General features: G+C 64.7%; 14 protein-coding genes. All 14 read right to left on the bottom strand.

The window, feature by feature from the left end; genetic code table 11:
• The coding region (locus PF446_RS11905) for a polyprenyl synthetase family protein (protein ID WP_298071856.1) at window positions 1-272 on the bottom strand (272 nt) is incomplete at its 3' end.
• A 46-nt stretch (window positions 273-318) separates the two neighbouring features.
• Window positions 319-579 carry an exodeoxyribonuclease VII small subunit gene (locus PF446_RS11900; protein WP_298071854.1) on the bottom strand — a complete coding sequence of 87 codons (261 nt, stop codon included), beginning with the start codon at window positions 577-579 and terminating at the stop codon, window positions 319-321.
• A 175-nt stretch (window positions 580-754) separates the two neighbouring features.
• Window positions 755-2065 (bottom strand): tRNA lysidine(34) synthetase TilS, encoded by a 1311-nt coding sequence (tilS, locus tag PF446_RS11895; RefSeq protein WP_298071852.1) that lies wholly within the window; start codon window positions 2063-2065, stop codon window positions 755-757.
• Window positions 2066-2087: 22 nt separating this feature from the next.
• Window positions 2088-2822: an NYN domain-containing protein gene (locus tag PF446_RS11890; protein ID WP_298071850.1), complete on the bottom strand. Its 735-nt coding sequence runs from the start codon at window positions 2820-2822 to the stop codon at window positions 2088-2090.
• 82 nt (window positions 2823-2904) lie between these two features.
• A complete protein-coding gene (locus tag PF446_RS11885; protein ID WP_298071848.1) occupies window positions 2905-3864 on the bottom strand; it encodes an acetyl-CoA carboxylase carboxyltransferase subunit alpha in 960 nt (319 codons plus the stop codon).
• An 85-nt stretch (window positions 3865-3949) separates the two neighbouring features.
• A complete protein-coding gene (gene dnaE / locus PF446_RS11880) occupies window positions 3950-7486 on the bottom strand; it encodes a DNA polymerase III subunit alpha (protein ID WP_298071846.1) in 3537 nt (1178 codons plus the stop codon).
• Between the two features lie 212 nt (window positions 7487-7698).
• A complete protein-coding gene (locus PF446_RS11875; protein ID WP_298071844.1) occupies window positions 7699-8337 on the bottom strand; it encodes a ribonuclease HII in 639 nt (212 codons plus the stop codon).
• A gap of 2 nt (window positions 8338-8339) precedes the next feature.
• Window positions 8340-9575, bottom strand: coding sequence for a lipid-A-disaccharide synthase (lpxB, locus tag PF446_RS11870; RefSeq protein WP_298071841.1), 1236 nt, complete (start codon window positions 9573-9575; stop codon window positions 8340-8342).
• Window positions 9576-9662: 87 nt separating this feature from the next.
• Window positions 9663-10436, bottom strand: a complete 774-nt coding sequence (lpxA, locus tag PF446_RS11865) for an acyl-ACP--UDP-N-acetylglucosamine O-acyltransferase (RefSeq protein WP_298071839.1) — start codon at window positions 10434-10436, stop codon at window positions 9663-9665.
• Between the two features lie 10 nt (window positions 10437-10446).
• Window positions 10447-10905, bottom strand: a complete 459-nt coding sequence (gene fabZ / locus PF446_RS11860; RefSeq protein ID WP_298071837.1) for a 3-hydroxyacyl-ACP dehydratase FabZ — start codon at window positions 10903-10905, stop codon at window positions 10447-10449.
• Window positions 10898-11920 (bottom strand): UDP-3-O-(3-hydroxymyristoyl)glucosamine N-acyltransferase, encoded by a 1023-nt coding sequence (gene lpxD / locus PF446_RS11855; RefSeq protein ID WP_298071835.1) that lies wholly within the window; start codon window positions 11918-11920, stop codon window positions 10898-10900. The genes fabZ and lpxD overlap by 8 nt, the downstream gene beginning before the upstream one ends.
• A gap of 33 nt (window positions 11921-11953) precedes the next feature.
• Entirely contained in the window at window positions 11954-14272 is a 2319-nt protein-coding gene (gene bamA, locus PF446_RS11850) for an outer membrane protein assembly factor BamA (RefSeq protein WP_298071833.1), read from the bottom strand.
• A gap of 64 nt (window positions 14273-14336) precedes the next feature.
• Entirely contained in the window at window positions 14337-15680 is a 1344-nt protein-coding gene (gene rseP, locus PF446_RS11845) for an RIP metalloprotease RseP (RefSeq protein WP_298071831.1), read from the bottom strand.
• A gap of 74 nt (window positions 15681-15754) precedes the next feature.
• The gene (locus PF446_RS11840) at window positions 15755-16930 is read right to left on the bottom strand and encodes a 1-deoxy-D-xylulose-5-phosphate reductoisomerase (RefSeq protein WP_298071829.1); all 1176 of its coding nucleotides are present in this window, start codon (window positions 16928-16930) and stop codon (window positions 15755-15757) included.
• Window positions 16931-16969 lie beyond the last annotated feature (39 nt).

The raw sequence follows: 16969 nt of genomic DNA, 5'->3' as shown, positions 1-16969 counted from the left end.
GCTTCGCCGAAGGCGACGTGGCAGGTCGGTCGTCCGCGACGCAGTTCGTCGTCGTCCATGGCCGGAAGGTCGTCATGCACCAGCGAATAAGCGTGGATCAGTTCCACTGCGCAGGCCGGCCCGTCCAGGGCCGGGCCGTCGTATCCCATGGCACGCCCCGCGGCATAGACCAGCAACGGACGCAATCGCTTGCCGCCACCAAGGACGGCATAGCGCATCGCGCGCTGCAGTGGGGTGCTGGATCCGGGAGCTTCGGGGAGCAGTTTGTCCAGGGCCGTATCGGCTCTGGAGATCCACCGCGCCAGTCCAGAACCGATTTCAGGAGGCGTCGGGTTCAAGGGGTTCGGCGTTGTCGGGCGATTCGGGGTCAAGCAGTTTGCTCACGCGCAGTTGCGCCTGTTTCAGGGCGCCTTCGCAGTCCCGATACAGGCCGATGCCGCGTTCGAAGGACTTGAGCGACTCGTCCAGCGACAGCTCGCCGTCTTCCATGCGTTCGACCAACTGTTCGAGCTCGTTGAGCGAGTGCTCGAAGCGCTCGATCTGGTCGGGAGTCTTTGGTGTGGATGCGGGCTTGGCCATGGCCGGAGAAGCTAGCGCACGCGGCGCCGCGAATCAATCATGCGCTGTCTGCAGCCCATGTGCTTGGGCCAGCATGTCAGATCGTCTTGATCCCCGTGGCCATGCCGATGGACATGCCCACGCACGGCAGCAAGACGGTACCGATGCGCGACCGGGCGCAGGGCAGACGCGTCCTTCAGCTTTCCCGTTCCCAGCGCGGCGCGAGCGCGCAACGACTGAACAGGGCATGCCCCGGCGCAGTCATGCACAGGTCGGCCACGGCCAGCAGCGTGCCATCCGCGGCATGGATCAGGGGGCATCCGGGCCGCTGCCAGGGCGGGATGCCGGCGCGTTGGAACAGGTCCCGCAGCGCACGGGTATGGGCATCACCATGGGGACGCAGATGAACGCCCGTCTGCCCAAGCCGGATTTCCATTACGGGGAGCGCGGCCCGATCCCCGGCGCCGACCAACTGCACGGACCCGCCCCCGGGGAGTCCAAGGCGCTGGCCGTCCCATGCGCTCTGCCATGGCCGGGTTGGGCGGGCGGCATGGGTCGGCAGGGCATGCAACCTGCCACGCCACAGGCGCACGCAGGCGCCCGGCCAGGTGACTTCGGGGACGCGGTCGGCGTCGGCTTCGCGGACCTGCCGTTCCAGTTCGTGGCGCTGGGCCCGGGTGGGGGCGGTGAGGTCGCGTTTTCGCAACCATTGTTCCAGCACCAGGCCACGCACGGCCGGGTGCAGCTCCAGCCAGCCGCCCGCGTCGAGGCTGGCATCGCTTTGGCGCAGCCATTGGGCCAAAGCGGATTTCACATGCAGATCGATGAAGTCGGCGGCTTCCGCCGCCAGTTGCGCGCCCTGGACCAGGATGCGCGGCGCTTGCGGCCAGCGCTGCTGCAGGCGTGGCAGGATGTCGTGACGCAGGAAATTGCGTGCATGTTCGGTCTGGCTGTTGGCCGGATCGTCGATACAGTGCAGTTGGTGATCATGGGCATGCTTGGCCAGCGCCGCACGCGGAAGGTCCAGTAGCGGGCGCCAGAGCATACCCGGGCCGATCGCACGCAGGGCTCGCATGCCACCCAGCCCCTGCGGGCCGGCGCCGCGCAGAAGCTTCAGCAGCACGGTTTCGGCCTGATCGTCGGCGTGATGCGCGGTGACCAGCCAAGCTCCCGGTTCAAGCTGACGAACAAGTGCGGCGTAGCGTGCTTTGCGTGCGGCGCCCTCAAGGCCTTCGCCGGCGTGGTCCACCTGCACCTTCAGCACGCGCACCGGGATATCGAGCGCTGTGCAGAAGTCCCTGCAATGCCGGGCCCAGGCGGTACTTTCCGGATGCAGTCCGTGATCGACATGCACGGCAAGCAGCCCGCGTTCGCGTGACGCATCCAGGGTGGCCAGCGCGTGCAGCAGGGCACTCGAATCGGGACCGCCGCTGAAGGCCACGCATAACGGAACCGGCGGCGAGTCGGCGAGCGCTTGCTTGAGATGCGCGGTCAGCGAGCGGGACACGAGGGCCTGCCGGAGTCGTGGGTTATTTGCGACGCTTGTCGCGAACGTACAGCTGGCGCCCCGAACCGTCACCGCGTTCTTCCATGTCGAACAACTGGGTGGCGGTGACCAGATCGCTGAGCTTGCGGTAGCCGTAGTTGCGCGGGTCGAACTCCGGCGCCTGCTTGGCCATGTTGCTGCCGATCAGCGCCAGGTGCGCCCAGCCGGTGTCGTCGGAGCTGGCATCGGTGGCATTGCGCAGCAGGCCGACCAGGCGCGCGTCCTGCTTGAGCTGGGATGCGGACATGCGCTTGTGCGGAGGCTCGTCCTCGGCCTTTTCCACCAGCAACTCGGTGAAGATGAACTTGTCGCAGGCGGCCACGAACGGGTTCGGGGTCTTTTTCTCGCCGAAGCCGTACACAGTCAGACCCGACTCGCGGATGCGCGCGGCCAGGCGGGTGAAGTCGCTGTCGCTGGAGACGATGCAAAAGCCGTCGAAGCGCTCGGTGTAGAGCAGGTCCATGGCGTCGATGATCATGGCCGAGTCGGTGGCATTCTTGCCGCGCGTGTAGCCGAATTGCTGGATCGGCTGGATCGAGTGCGTGAGCAGGGTATCCTTCCAGCCTTTCAGGTGGGTGCCGGTCCAGTCGCCGTAAATGCGTTTGACATGCGCTGTGCCGTACTTGGCGATCTCGGCCAGCAGCCCCTCGACGATGGCCGGCTGGGCGTTGTCGGCGTCGATCAGGACCGCGAGTTTCTGGGTGGGCAGGTCGGCCATGAGGGCCTCCGTGTGCGGCATGGATGCAGCCATGATCGCATACCTTCCCTGCAGGGTAAGACAGTATCGCGAGGTTCCGTTTTCAGTTGCCGCTGTAGACGCCGAAGCTGCGCAGGCGCGTATAGCGCTTCTCGAGCAGCTCCGGGACGGGCAGCGCGCCGAGTTCGTCCAGCTGGTTGAGCAGCATGGACTTGAGGCGGATCGCGGTACCGTGCGGGTTGCGGTGCGCGCCGCCCAGCGGTTCGCGCAGGATCTTGTCGATCAGGCCCAGGCCCTTGAGCTGCTGCGCGGTCATCTGCAGGGCTTCGGCGGCAATCTTGGCCTTTTCCGGGCTCTTCCAAAGGATCGATGCGCAGCCCTCCGGAGTGATCACCGAGTAGGTGGAGTACTGCAGCATGTTGATGCGATCGCCGACGCCGATGGCCAGTGCACCACCGGACCCACCCTCGCCGATCACGGTGCACACGATCGGCACCTTCAATATGGACATCTCCAGCAGGTTGCGCGCGATCGCCTCGCTCTGGCCGCGTTCCTCGGCGCCGACGCCGGGGTAGGCGCCCATGGTGTCGATCAGGGTCAGCAGCGGCAGGCCGAAGCGTTCGGCCATCTTCATCAGGCGCAGCGCCTTGCGGTAGCCTTCCGGTCGCGGCATGCCGAAGTTGCGGCGGATCTTGCCCTTGGTATCGCGCGCTTTCTGGTGGCCGATGATCATCACAGCGCGACCGTTGATCCGGCCCAGGCCACCGACGATGGCGCCGTCGTCGGCATAGGCGCGGTCGCCGGCCAGTTCATGGAATTCCTCGCACATGGCCTCGATGTAGTCGAGCGTGTACGGGCGCATCGGATGACGCGAGATCTGGCAGACCTGCCACGGTGTCAGGTTGCGGAAGATCTCCGCGGTCTTGGTCTTGAGCTTTCCCCGCAGGCGCGCGACCTCCTCGTCGATGTCGAAGGCCTGGCCATGACTGGCATGGCGCAGCTCCTCGATCTTCGCATCGAGTTCGGCGATCGGTTGTTCGAAATCGAGGAAGTTCGCGTTCATTCGGCGCGGTTTCGAGTTGCACAAAGGGTGCAGTATAGCCGTACCCACCGGGTGGGCGACAGGCACGCGGCGCTCAAGTTCCTGCTCACGATCCTGTCGACGGACGGCTCAGGCGCAGCTCGGCGCCCAGTACCCCGGGCAGGCCGCGCAACGCCCGCAACAGATCTGGCTGGGCCCTGACCCGCCAGTCCTCGCCCAGTTCGATGTCGGCCTGGGCCACGCCGTTGCTGTATCCTGCCAGCACCAGCGGGGTGGGGCCGCCTACATAGTCCCCCAGTGTTGCCTTGAGGTGTTCGAAGAATCCCGGGCCGATGCCGTTCACGCTCACCCTCAGCAAACGGGCCAGGCGCTCGCAGGCCTCGTTCAGGCCCCATACCTGGCGCGCACGGACCTGGTAGCCACCGGAAAAGTCGTCGATCGAGAGGTTGCCCTCGACCACCAGCAGGGCGTCGCGCACAAGCAACGGGGCATATTCCGTCAAGGCCTCGCGAAAGAAGCTCAGCTCGATGGCGCCACCGGCGTCCTCCAGACGCACGAAGGCGGCGCTGTCGCCACGCTTGCGGATGGCCGTGACGATACCGGCCACGATCCACGGGGTGCCCGGTGCGCGGCGGTAGCGGTTGCCTCCATCGTCGTTCTGGGCCCGTTGCGGGGGCTGATAGCGGGCGGGGATTTCATCCATCGGACAGGTGGCCAGCTGAGCCAGCACGTCGCGCCAGGGATCGGTGGGATGACCGGACAGGTAATGACCCAGCGTATCGCGTTCGCCGCCAAGCAGCTGTTCCAGCGACCATTCCGGGGCTTGCGGAAGCTCGATCTCCAGCGTCGCGGTGGGTCCGCTGCCGCCAAAGATGTCGTGCTGGCCTGCATCCAGATTGCGCAGGTGCTGTTCGGCAGCCTTCATGGCCTCGGGCAGCTGCAGCATCAGGCTGGCGCGGGTCGGCGCCAGCGCGTCCAGGGCACCGGACAGGGTCAGGGCCTCGAGGACACGCTTGTTGAGCTTGCCGGGTGCGACCCGGCGACAGAAATCGGCCAGGTCGGTGTAGGGTCCGCCGCGCTCGCGCTCGCTGGCAAGGGCCTGGCAGATGCCCTCGCCGACGCCCTTGATGGCGCCCAGGCCGTACTGCACCACCTGAGGCTCGATCGCCTTGAACTTGTAGCTCGAGGCATTCACGTCGGGCGGCTGCACAGTCAGGCCGATGGCCTTGCACTCATCGAGGAAGTTGACCACCTTGTCGGTGTTGTCCATGTCCGAGGAAAGCGTCGCGGCCATGAACTCGGCCGGATAGTGCTTCTTCAGCCACGCGGTCTGGTAGGCGACCAGGGCGTAGGCGGCTGAATGCGACTTGTTGAAGCCGTATTCGGCAAATTTCTCCATCAGGTCGAAGATCGCGGTCGCGGTCCGCGCCTCGATCCCGTTCTGCGCCGCGCCTTGCTCGAAGATGGCGCGCTGCTTGGCCATTTCTTCGGGCTTCTTCTTGCCCATCGCGCGACGCAGCAGATCGGCGCCGCCCAGCGAGTAGCCGGCCAGAACCTGGGCGATCTGCATCACCTGTTCCTGGTACACGATCACGCCGTAGGTGGGCTTGAGCACCGGTTCCAGCGAAGGATGCGGGTAGCTGACCTCGGCCAGGCCGTGCTTGCGGTCGGTCCAGTCGCGATCCATCCCCGAGCCCAGCGGGCCGGGGCGGAACAGTGCCGCCAGAGCGATGATGTCCTCGAAACGGTCTGGCTGTGCACGCTTGAGCAGCTCGCGCATGCCGCGTGACTCGAACTGGAACACCGCCACCGTGTCGCCCCGTGCGAACAGGGCGTAGGTTTCAGGGTCGTCGAGCGGCAGCCGCGTCAGGTCGATCGCGGCTTCGCCCTCGCTCGCGCGGCGCGCATTGATGGCCTTGATCGCCCAGTCGATGATGGTCAGTGTGCGCAGGCCAAGGAAGTCGAACTTCACCAGGCCCACGTCCTCGACGTCGTTCTTGTCGAACTGGGTGACCACGCCGCCGCCGCCTTCTTCCGAATACAGCGGCGAGAAGTCCGTCAGCGGGGTCGGCGCAATGACCACGCCGCCGGCGTGCTTGCCTGCGTTGCGGGTCAGGTCCTCCAGCTTCAGCGCCAGGTCGATCAGTTCGCGGACCTCGTCCTCGGCCTGGTAGCGCTGCACCAGTTCGGACGACACCAGGTTGCTGTCGCGCCGTGCCTTTTCCGAGCGCCCCAGGGCATCGTCCAGGCAGATGCCCAGGGTATTGGGGATGGTCTTGGCGATCGAGTCGACATGGCCATAACCCATGCCCAGCACCCGTCCGGTGTCGCGCACCACGGCCTTGGCCGCCATGGTGCCGTAGGTGATGATCTGGCTGACTTTGTCGCGCCCGTACTTGCGCGACACGTAGTCGATCACCTCGTCGCGGCGGTCCATGCAGAAGTCGATGTCGAAATCGGGCATCGAAACGCGTTCGGGGTTCAGGAAGCGCTCGAAAAGCAGGTCGTAGGGCAGCGGGTCGAGGTCGGTGATCTTCAGTGCCCAGGCCACCAGCGAGCCAGCGCCGGAGCCGCGTCCCGGGCCGACCGGGATGTCATGGTCCTTGGCCCACTGGATGAAGTCGGCCACGATCAGGAAATATCCGGGGAAGCCCATCTCGATGATGACCTGGAGTTCGCGCTCCAGCCGCGCATCGTAGTCCGCTCGGGTGTGGCCTGGCGCCAGCGGCAGGGTGGTCAGGCGCGCATCCAGACCGGCATGGGCCTGGCTGCGGATGTAGCTGTCCAGATCGTGCTCGGGCGGTACCGGGAAGGCCGGCAGATAGTATGTGCCGAAGGCCAGCTCCAGGTTGCAGCGCTTGGCCAGTTCCAGCGTGTTTTCCAGCGCCTCGGGGATGTCGGCGAACAGCTCGGCCATCTGTTCGGGCGTCTTCAGGTATTGCTCGGGCGTGTATTCGCGCGGACGACGCGGGTCGGCCAGCACCCGGCCCTGGCGGATGCATACGCGTGCTTCGTGTGCCTCGAAGTCTTCGCGGCGCAGGAAGCGCACGTCGTTGCTGGCGATCACCGGAAGGTCCAGTTTCCCGGCCAGGTGCAGGGCGCTGCGGTTCCATGCCGGCTCGTCCTCGCGCCCGGTGCGGGTCAGTTCCAGGTACAGACGGTCCTGGAACAGCTTGCCAAGGGCTTGCAGGCGCGGACGGGCGGCATCGGGGTCGCCACTGGAGGCCAGGCGCGCGGCCACGCTTTCGCGACCGAGTACGGCGATCAGGCCGTCCCTCGTTGCGTTCAGCCAGCCGGCCTCGACCAGGGCGCGGCCGCCGTGCTGGCCGTCCAGCCAGCCACGTGAGACCAGCCGGCACAGATTGCGGTAACCCTGTTCGTGCTGGCACAGCAGGCTCAGGCGCCAGGGGCGTGGATCGTCGGGATCGGTGACCCAGACGTCGCAACCGGCGATCGGTTTGACGCCAGCGGTACACGCGGCCTTGTAGAACTTCACCAGGGCGAACAGGTTGCTCTCGTCGGTCAGCGCGACAGCCGGCATGCCGGCACGCGCGCACGATTCGACCAGCGCCTTGACGCGGATGGTCGAATCGAGCAGCGAAAACTCGCTGTGGGTGTGCAGATGGACAAAACCGGTGGGCATCGCCGCGCGCGAAATGGGGGTACAGTTCCCAGTGTAATGCCTGCGTAATGCCTACGGGCGGCTCTGCTTGCCAAGTCTGCAAAATACCGGCGCGATCAGCCGTATGCAGTCCATGCGCTGGCTCCGCGTCCAGCAGCCTGGCTGGCGTGGGCCGTCATCGGATGCATCCAGGATTGCGACATCACGGCAGTGCCATGCCCTGCAAAGGGGCGTCAGGCGTGTGGCGTGGACGTATCGAACAGACCCGGCTCCAGCAGGCGGCGGACCGGGGCAAAGCTGCGGCGGTGCTCGGGACAGGGTCCCAGGCGCAGGAGTGCCTGCAGGTGTTCTGGCACCCCGTAGCCCTTGTGCCGGGCGAAACCGTAGCCTGGGTAGCGTTCGTCCAGTGCACACATGTGCCGGTCGCGCGCCACCTTGGCCAGGATCGAGGCGGCACCGATGCAGGGTTCGCTGGCGTCACCACCGACCACGGCCTGCGCCGGGCATGGCAGCTGGGCGGGCAGGCGGTTGCCGTCGACCAGGGCGTGCTCGGGGGCGGGGTCGAGCGCGTACAGGACATCGGCCATGCCTTTCATCGTGGCCTGGTAGATGTTGATGCGGTCGATCTGTTCGCGTTCGATGAAGGTGATGTTCCAGGCCAGAGCGCGTTCGATGATGCGCGGGTACAGGATCTCGCGGCGCGCTTCACTGATCTGCTTGGAGTCGCCCAGTCCGTGGACGGGGTGCGCGGGGTCCAGGATCACGGCGGCCACGACCAGCGGGCCGGCGAGTGGTCCACGACCGGCTTCGTCGACACCGGCCAGGCGCAGGCCGCGATCCAGACTCGCGCTGACGGTGCGCCGGCGGGGCATGCTCAGGACGCCTCGTCGGGCAGCAACTCGGCGATGGCCATGGCTGCATGCTCGGCCGCCGTGCCGGGAAGGTCGCCCTTCAGCTTGCGATGCAGGTATTCGCATGCGGTCACGATCATGCCGCGACGCGCGATGTCGCCGAACAGGTCGAGCACCGACGCGGCAACATTGTCGGCCGTGCACTGATCCTGCATCAGCTCCGGGACCAGCTTGCGGCCGGACAGGATGTTGGGCAGTGCAAAGGTGTCGGTCTTGATCAGTTTCAGGGCCCGCACAAGGCGGTAGGTCATCGGGGCCACGCGGTAGCCGACGACCATCGGGCGTTTTGCCAGCATCGCTTCCAGGGTCGCGGTACCCGAGGCCAGAAGCACCACGTCCGCGGCCACCATCGCTTCATGGGCTTGCCCGTCGAGCAGCTGGATCGAGGTTCCCAGGGGCATGTGCGTTCTTGTGTGCATGGCATCGAGGATCGCGCGCAAGTGCGCGTTGGCCGCAGGCACGATCACGCGCAGGCCCGGGATGGCGTTTGCCGCCTGTATTGCAGCTTCGAAGAACACGCTTCCAAGGCGTTCCACCTCGGACCCCCGGCTGCCCGGAAGCACCGCCAGTACGGGTGCATCAGGTGCCAGCCCGAGCGTCTGGCGAGCCCCTTTGCGGTCGGACACCAGCGGAAAACGGTCCGCCAGGGGATGTCCGACAAATCGCGCATCGATACCGTACTGGGCGTAGATGGCGGGCTCCATCGGGAACAGGCACAGCACGCGATCGGCGCTCCGACCAATGCGCATCGCGCGTTTTTCCCGCCAGGCCCATACCGAAGGGCTCACGTAATGCACGGTGCGGATGCCGGCCTGTTTGAGCGTGCGTTCCAGACCCAGATTGAAATCGGGTGCATCGATGCCCACCACCACGTCCGGGCGCAGCGCCCTGAGCCGAGCTGCCAGGCTGCGTCGCAGACGCAGCAGCCGGGGCAGGTGGCGCAGCACCTCAAGCAAGCCCATCACCGAAAGTTCGTGGATGTCGTGCCAGGCCTCGAAACCGGCAGCCTGCATGCATGCGCCGCCCACGCCAACTATTCGCGCGCGAGGATAACGCTTGCGCAGGGCGTGGACCAGCTCGCCGCCGAGTTGGTCGCCCGAAGCTTCTCCTGCGATCAAGGCGATGGTGGGCCAGTGACCACCGGGGTGATCGGGCGTCCCTTCGCTGCCTGTGGAGGGCGTGTCAGTGCCGTTTGGCATCACGCTGCATCCCCGCATCGAAAGGAGTGCGCGACACCGTCATCCAGGGCATTCGTGCATGCCGGGCGTGAGGGTGTGGGCATGGGCTCAGCGCTTGAGCGAGCGTTCGCTGCGCGCAATGAAATCCAGCATCTCGCGGACGTCCTCGCTGTCCCTGGACTGTTCGGCAAGTCGTTCGCAGGCTTCCGCCAGTGGCAGGCCGGCCATGTACAGGGTCCGGAAGGCGCGACGGATGATCGCGATGCGTTCGGACTCGAAACCGCGTCGCTTGAGTCCCTCGCTGTTGATGCCCCGCGGTCGGCCATGCTCCTGCTTGCCCATGATCACGAAGGGAGGAACGTCGGCACCGACCAGGCAACCCATGCCGATGAATGCGTGGGTTCCGATCTTGCAGAATTGGTGCACACCCGAGAACCCGGCCATGATGACCCAGTCGCCCACTTCGACATGCCCGGCCAGCGAAGCGTTGTTGGAGAACACGGTGTGGTTGCCCACCTGGCAGTCATGCGCAATGTGCACGTAGGAGAGAAACCAGTTGTCGTTGCCGATGCGCGTCACTCCTCCGCCTTCGCCTGTACCACGGTTGATGGTGACGAATTCCCGAATGACATTGTCGTCGCCGATCACCAGTTCGGTGCGTTCGCCGGAATATTTCTTGTCCTGGGCGTCTCCGCCAATGGAAGCGTACGGATGGATATGGTTGCGCTTGCCGATGCGCGTGGGCCCCTGCAACACCACGTGCGGGGCAATGATCGAACCGGCACCGATCTCGACGTCCGCGCCGATCACGCTGTAGGCGCCGATCTCGACATCGTCATCCACACTGGCTTTGGCATCGATCTGTGCGGTGGCGTGGATCATGTGCTCGACCTCACTCGGCGCGGCCGGCGCACATCAGCTCACAACTGGCGACCTCGTTGCCGTCGACAAGGGCGCGTGCATTGAACAGGCCCATCCCGCGCAGTGTGCGCTTGAGGGTGACCTCCAGCCGCAACTGGTCCCCGGGGACGACCTTGGCCGAGAACCGGGCCTTGTCGATCTTCGCAAGGTAGAACAGCGGCTTGCTGTCCGGATCGTTCTCGGTGCTGAGACGGATCAGTGTGCCCGCGGCCTGGGCCATGGCCTCGATGACGAGAACGCCCGGCATTACCGGATGGTTGGGAAAATGACCCTGGAAAAACGGCTCGTTGATGGAGACGTTCTTGATGGCGACCACGCTCTTGCCGGGCTCGAGTTCGATGACACGATCGACCAGCAGAAAGGGATAGCGGTGCGGCAACAGCTCCTGGATCTGTTCCACAGTGACCGGGAGTGTGATTGCATCAGTCATGATTCATCCTTTCAAGCGTCAGAAGTCGACGCACAAACTCATCCAGCTTCTTCATGCGCGCTGCGTTGCGGCGCCACGTACGGTTGTCTTGCAGGGGCGTGCCCGATGAATATTCGCCCGGCTCGTGAATGGAGTGCGTGACCAGGCTCTTGGCGGTAATGGTAACCTGATCGACCACCTCGAGATGACCCAGTATCCCGGCATTGCCGCCAATCAGGCACCAACGGCCAATCTTTGCACTGCCGGCCGCGGCGCTGCAGCCGGCCATGGCAGTATGCGCACCAATCGTGACGTTGTGGGCAATCTGGATCAGGTTGTCCAGGTGCACGTCCTCGCCCAGCACCGTGTCTTCCAGCGCGCCCCGGTCAATGGTGGTATTCGCACCGATTTCGCAGTCGTCACCGATGCGCACGCCGCCGAGTTGCGGGATCTTGGTCCAGTGTCCATCGTCCATCGCGATGCCGAAACCGTCCGATCCGATCACCGCGCCCGGGTGTACCAGCACCCGGCACCCGAGTTTCACGTTCTGCACCAGCGTAACGCGCGCTACCAGTCGCGACTGCGCGCCGACCTCGCAGCCGGGCCCCACCATGCAGTGCGGCCCGAGTTCGGCGCCGTCTCCGATTACGGCTCCATCCCCGATGACGCAATACGGGCCGATGCTCGCGTTCTCGGCTACGTTGGCCCCGTCTGCGATCACGGCGGTAGGATGCGCGCCCGGGCTGGGCGCGGAACGCTGCTCGAACAGCGCCGCTATTCGGGCGAAGCCGAGGTAGGGATCGACGGCCACCAGGGCCGGAACCGGGCATTGAGCAAGTGTTTCACTGGCCAGCACCACCGCGCTTGCGCGCGTGCGGGCCAATTGTGCGGAGTACTTGCTGTTGGCCAGGAACGCCAGTTGGCCTTCGCCGGCTGAAGCCAGCGTGCCGACGCCCGTGATCATGGTGTCGGCATCGCCGTGGATCGTCAGGCCAAAGCGTTTGGCCAGTTCGCCCAGAGTGTAGCTGCTGTCCACGCGATGCTCCCCTGCCGCACTGCGGCAACGCGATCAGAACGTATTGCCAAAGGTAAACTGGATACGTTCCTTATAGCGATTGTCGGACGGCTTGGAACGGACCGGGATCGCGAAATTGATCACCAGCGGTCCGATCGGAGCTTGCCATTGCAGCGACAGGCCCACAGAGGCACGCAGGTCGCTTGCATTGAAGCTGCTGTAATCCTTGTACACGTTGCCGACATCAATGAAGGCGGCGACGCGGGCCGTGCTCACGTCGCGAAGGGCGGGGATCGGCAAGTACATCTGCGCCGTGCCCTTGACCTTGAATGCGCCACCGATGGGCTGGGAGTAATACGCGCCGTATCCGGGCACGGGGGCACGAGGACCCAGGGTATTGTCCTGGAATCCGCGAACGTCCTGCACGCCGCCGGCATAGTAGTTTTCCCAGAACGGGAACTGGTACCTGGCGTCCTTGCCGTAGGTCTTGCCGTAGCCGACTTCGCCGTCCAGCAACAGCACGAATCCGTCACCGATGGGCCAGTAATGATTGCCGTGGTACATGGCCTTCCAGTACTCCACCGTCGAACCGGGCAGTGCGGCGGACACCGAGAGCGACTGGACACCACCACGCGTCGGCGCCCAGTAGTAGTTACGGGTGTCACGCGAGTAGCCGATGCTGCCGGTCCAGGAATGGATCGTGTAGTGGCCGATCAGGTTCTGGTAATCAATCAGCACCTGCGGGGTGAACCCGTAGAAGCTGTTGATCTTGTTGCTGCTCATGCCCAACGAGAAGTTCATGCGGTCGACTTCGCTGACCGGTACCCCGATGGTGGTGGAGAATGAGCGGGTGCTGTTGCTGTAGTTGGCGAAGCTGGTGTTGCCGTAGTTCACCGTGCTGAACGAGGCGTTGTAACCGATGCTGACGCCGTCATCGGTCAGGTAGGGGTTCACGTAACTCAGCTGCAGCTGTTTGTAGTAGCTGCTCTTCTGCACTGCCACGGAGAACTTGTCGCCGCTGCCGAGGAAATTGTTCTGCGACAGCGATGCGCTCAGGATCATGCCCGAGTACTGCGAGTAGCCGACGCCGAACATCACGCTGCCGTGGCTTTTCTCCTCGACCTTCACGTTCAGGTCGACCTCATCGTTGGTGCCGGGCACGCGCTGGGTATCGATCTGCACGTCGTCCTTGAAGTAGCCCAGGGTCTGCAGCCTGCGTTTGGAGGCATCAATGGCCGCCTGTGAATACCAGGCACCCTCCGGCTGGCGCATCTCGCGGCGCAGCACCGAGTCCTGGGTCGTGGTGTTGCCGTGGAAGTTGATGCGGCGCACGTACACCCGTTCCCCGGGCTTGATGTAGAAGGTCATGTCCACGGTGCGGTTTTTCTTGTCCAGCTTGGGCACCGTCTGCACCTTGGCAAAGGCGTAGCCGATGTTCGAAAGCACGGCCTTGATCGCTTTCTTGCTCTGCTCGACCAGGTATCGGTTGAAAACATCGCCCTTGTGCAGGAACACCAGGCTGCGGATGGTCTTCTCGGGCAGGATCAGGTTGCCCAACAGATGCACGTCCGAGATCTTGTACACCGCGCCCTGCTTGATGTCGGCGCTGATGTACATCTTGCGCTTGTCCGGACTGATCGAGACTTCGGTGGAATTGATGTTGAAGTCGGCGTAGCCGCGGTTCATGTAGTACGAATCGAGCTTCTTGAGGTCGCCCGACAGCTTCTCGCGTGAGTACTGGTCGTCCTTGCTGTACCAGGACCACCAGTTGCTGGTGTTGGACTTGAAATTCTTGCGGATCTGCTTGTCGCTGTAGGCCGTGTTGCCGACGATGTTGATGGCCTTGATGCGCGCGGTCTTGCCCTCGCGTACCACGATGTCCAGCGTGACCCGGTTGCGATCCAGATGCGTGACGTGGGTCTTGACCGAGACGTTGTACTTGCCGCGGTTGTAGTACTGGCTGATCAGCTCCTGCTGCACCCGGCTCAGGGCCAGCGGGTCGTAGGTGTCGCCCTCGGCCAGACCGATATGCTTCAGGCCCTTCTTCAGGTCCTTGGTCTTGATTGCCTTGTTGCCGCGGATGTTGAGTTTGGCGATGGACGGTCGCTCGGCGACCTTGATCACCAGGATGTTGCCCTGACGATCCAGTTCGACATCGCTGAAGAATCCGGTCTGGAACAGGGCCTTGATGGCCTCTTGCGCACTGCTGTCAGTGAGCGTGTCCCCTTTCGAAATGGGCAGGTAGCTGTAGACCGTTCCGGCAGCAATACGCTGCAGGCCGTCGACCCGGATGTCCGAGATGACGAACGGCTGCATGGCCATGGCTTTGGCGGTCATGGATGCAAGCAGGAGCAGGGCGGCGATACGCTTCATCGTCGATTCCAGTGGGTAATGCGCAAAAGCACGGCGTCAAGCCGCGGCGAAGGGTGGCCTCGGTTCAAGTGATGAGCCCGAGAATATCGTTGTACAGGGCCAGCCCGATCAGGCAGCTAAGCAGGGCCAGGCCCACGAATTGGCCGGCGACCATGCTGCGTTCGCTGACCGGGCTGCCCTTGGCCAGCTCGATAAGGTAATACAGCAGGTGCCCGCCGTCCAAGATTGGTATCGGCAACAGGTTGACGATGGCCAGGCTGAGAGAGATCAAACCGAGAAATCCAAGGAACCAGCTCAGGCCCATTTGTGCCGAGGTATTGGCGACCCGCGCGATGGTGATCACGCCCGAAAGATTGCGGGTTGAGGTCTGGCCGGTGAGCATGCGACCGATCATCTCCACGCTGGTCGCGGTTTTGTCCCAGGTGGTCCGGAATGCATGACCGACGGCGCTGATGGGGCCGTAGCGCAGGGTCGCGGTCTCGCGGCGGGCGTAGATGCCGATGATCCAGCGCGAGGAACCGTCCGCTGCGGTGGTCTTGTGCGGAGACAGCTCGATGCTGCGCGCAACGCCGTCATGCCTCACCCGGAGGGTGACGGAGCTCGCGCTCAGCATGGCCTTCTGGGTAAGCGATCCGACATCTTCGAAGGTGCGTACCGAATGTCCGTCCACGGCCAGGATGTGATCGCCCGGCTTGAGGCCCGCGCGCGCTGCCGCGCTGCCGGGCTCGACGTGATCCACCACGGCGGGAATCCCACCGGGTTTCAATCCGATCAGGGGGAAGGCCTTGGCCACGCCGTTGGCGACCGGCAGGGTGTTCAGGGCCAGGTTCAGTTCGCGGGTGCTGCCGTCATGGCTGCGCACGCGGATGTTCGCGGCCTGGTGCAGCAGCGCGTCATTGCTGATCGCGTCCATCGCACCGCTCCAGGTGACCACCTTCTGGCCGTCTATCGCCAGCATGCGATCGCCCGCCTGGAAGCCCGCGCTGGCGGCCAGCGTATGGGCAGGGGGCGCGGCGATGATCGGTGGGCTGTCGGGCTTGCCGATCACGAACATCAGCCAGAAGGCCGCGATCGCGAAGATGAAGTTGAAACCCGGCCCCGCGGCGACGATGGCGATCCGTTTCCAGACCGACTTGCCGGTGAATTCGCGATCCTTCTCGTCCTCGGGGACCTCGCCCTCGCGGGCATCGAGCATTTTCACGTATCCGCCGAGCGGGATCGCCGCGATCCGGTATTCGGTACCGTCGCGGCCGATGCGGCTCCAGATCGCACGGCCGAAGCCGACCGAGAAGCGCAGCACTTTAACCCCACAGCGCCGCGCTACCCAGTAGTGACCAAACTCGTGGAAGGTCACCAGCAGGCCGAGGGTGACCATTAGCCACCATACGGAACCGAAAAATGTGCTCATGTAGTCGATAGGTCGTGAATCAATTCGGGAACAGAAGGGAAAACGGACCTCTGGGGTCCAAATATCCGCCTAGCTTAACAGCGCAGGCCGATGCAGCGGTGGGCGGTATCACGTGCAATGCGATCACGTGTGACCAGTGTCGGAATATCGACCACGACTTGCGACGGCAGTTCCTCAAGAACCTGCTCGATGATTTCAGCAATGCCCAGAAACGGCAGGGCACCGTCCAGAAAGGCGGCCACGGCCACCTCGTTGGCGGCATTGAGCACGGTGGTGGCATCGCCGCCGGCCCGCAGCGCCTGGAACGCCAGCGCCAGGCAACGGAACGTTTGGGTGTCGGGTTTCTCGAAGTCAAGGCGCGCAGCGGCGGCCAGGTCCAGCGGCGCTACCCCGGCCTCGATGCGATCGGGCCATGCCAGCGCGTGTGCCAGCGCGGTGCGCATGTCCGGATTGCCCAACTGTGCCAGCACTGAGCCGTCGACGTACTCAACCAGCGAATGCACCAGGCTCTGTGCATGCACCACCACGTCGATGGTGTCGGGTGAAGCGCCGAACAGGTGATGGGCCTCGATGACCTCCAGGCCCTTGTTCATCAATGTGGCCGAATCGACCGAGATCTTGCGGCCCATGACCCAGTTGGGGTGCGCGCAGGCCTGTTCGGGCGTGATTTCGACCAGTTCGGCGCGGGTGCGGCCGCGGAAGGGGCCCCCTGAAGCGGTGAGGATCAGGCGCCGAACGCCGATTTCGGCCAGCATCGGGCGCTCGCCCGGGAGGCACTGGAAGATGGCGTTGTGTTCTGAATCGATCGGGATCAGTTCGCCGCCCCCTTCGCGCTGGGCCTGCATCAGCAGTTCGCCGGCCATGACCACCGATTCCTTGTTGGCCAGCAACAGGCGCTTGCCCGCGCGTGCGGCGGCCATGGTCGATTCCAGCCCGGCCGCGCCGACGATCGCTGCGACCACGGTATCGCTGGATGGATCGGCAGCGGCCTGGCGGAGGGCATCCATGCCGCTGTGTACTTCGCAGGTCACGCCGCCCGCCCGGAGGCGGTCGCGCAGATCGGCTTCCTTCGCCGGGTCGGCGATCACGGCGACCTGCGGGCGAAAGCGTACGCAAAGTTGCGCCAGCTTTGCGCTGTTGCGATGCGCCGCAAGCACGGCGACGTGGAACCGGTCCGGATGCCGCGCCACCACGTCCAGCGTGCTGCTGCCGATGGATCCGGTGGCACCGAAGATCGCGAGTGTCCTCATGGCCGGCTCCCTGTGGGGCGCGTTGGTGTGGCGAGTGCG

Source organism: Oleiagrimonas sp. (genome assembly GCF_027858935.1).
Lineage (GTDB): Bacteria > Pseudomonadota > Gammaproteobacteria > Xanthomonadales > Rhodanobacteraceae > Oleiagrimonas.
Note: the sequence above shows the minus strand (reverse complement) of the source record. Positions and strands in the feature narration are given on the sequence as shown.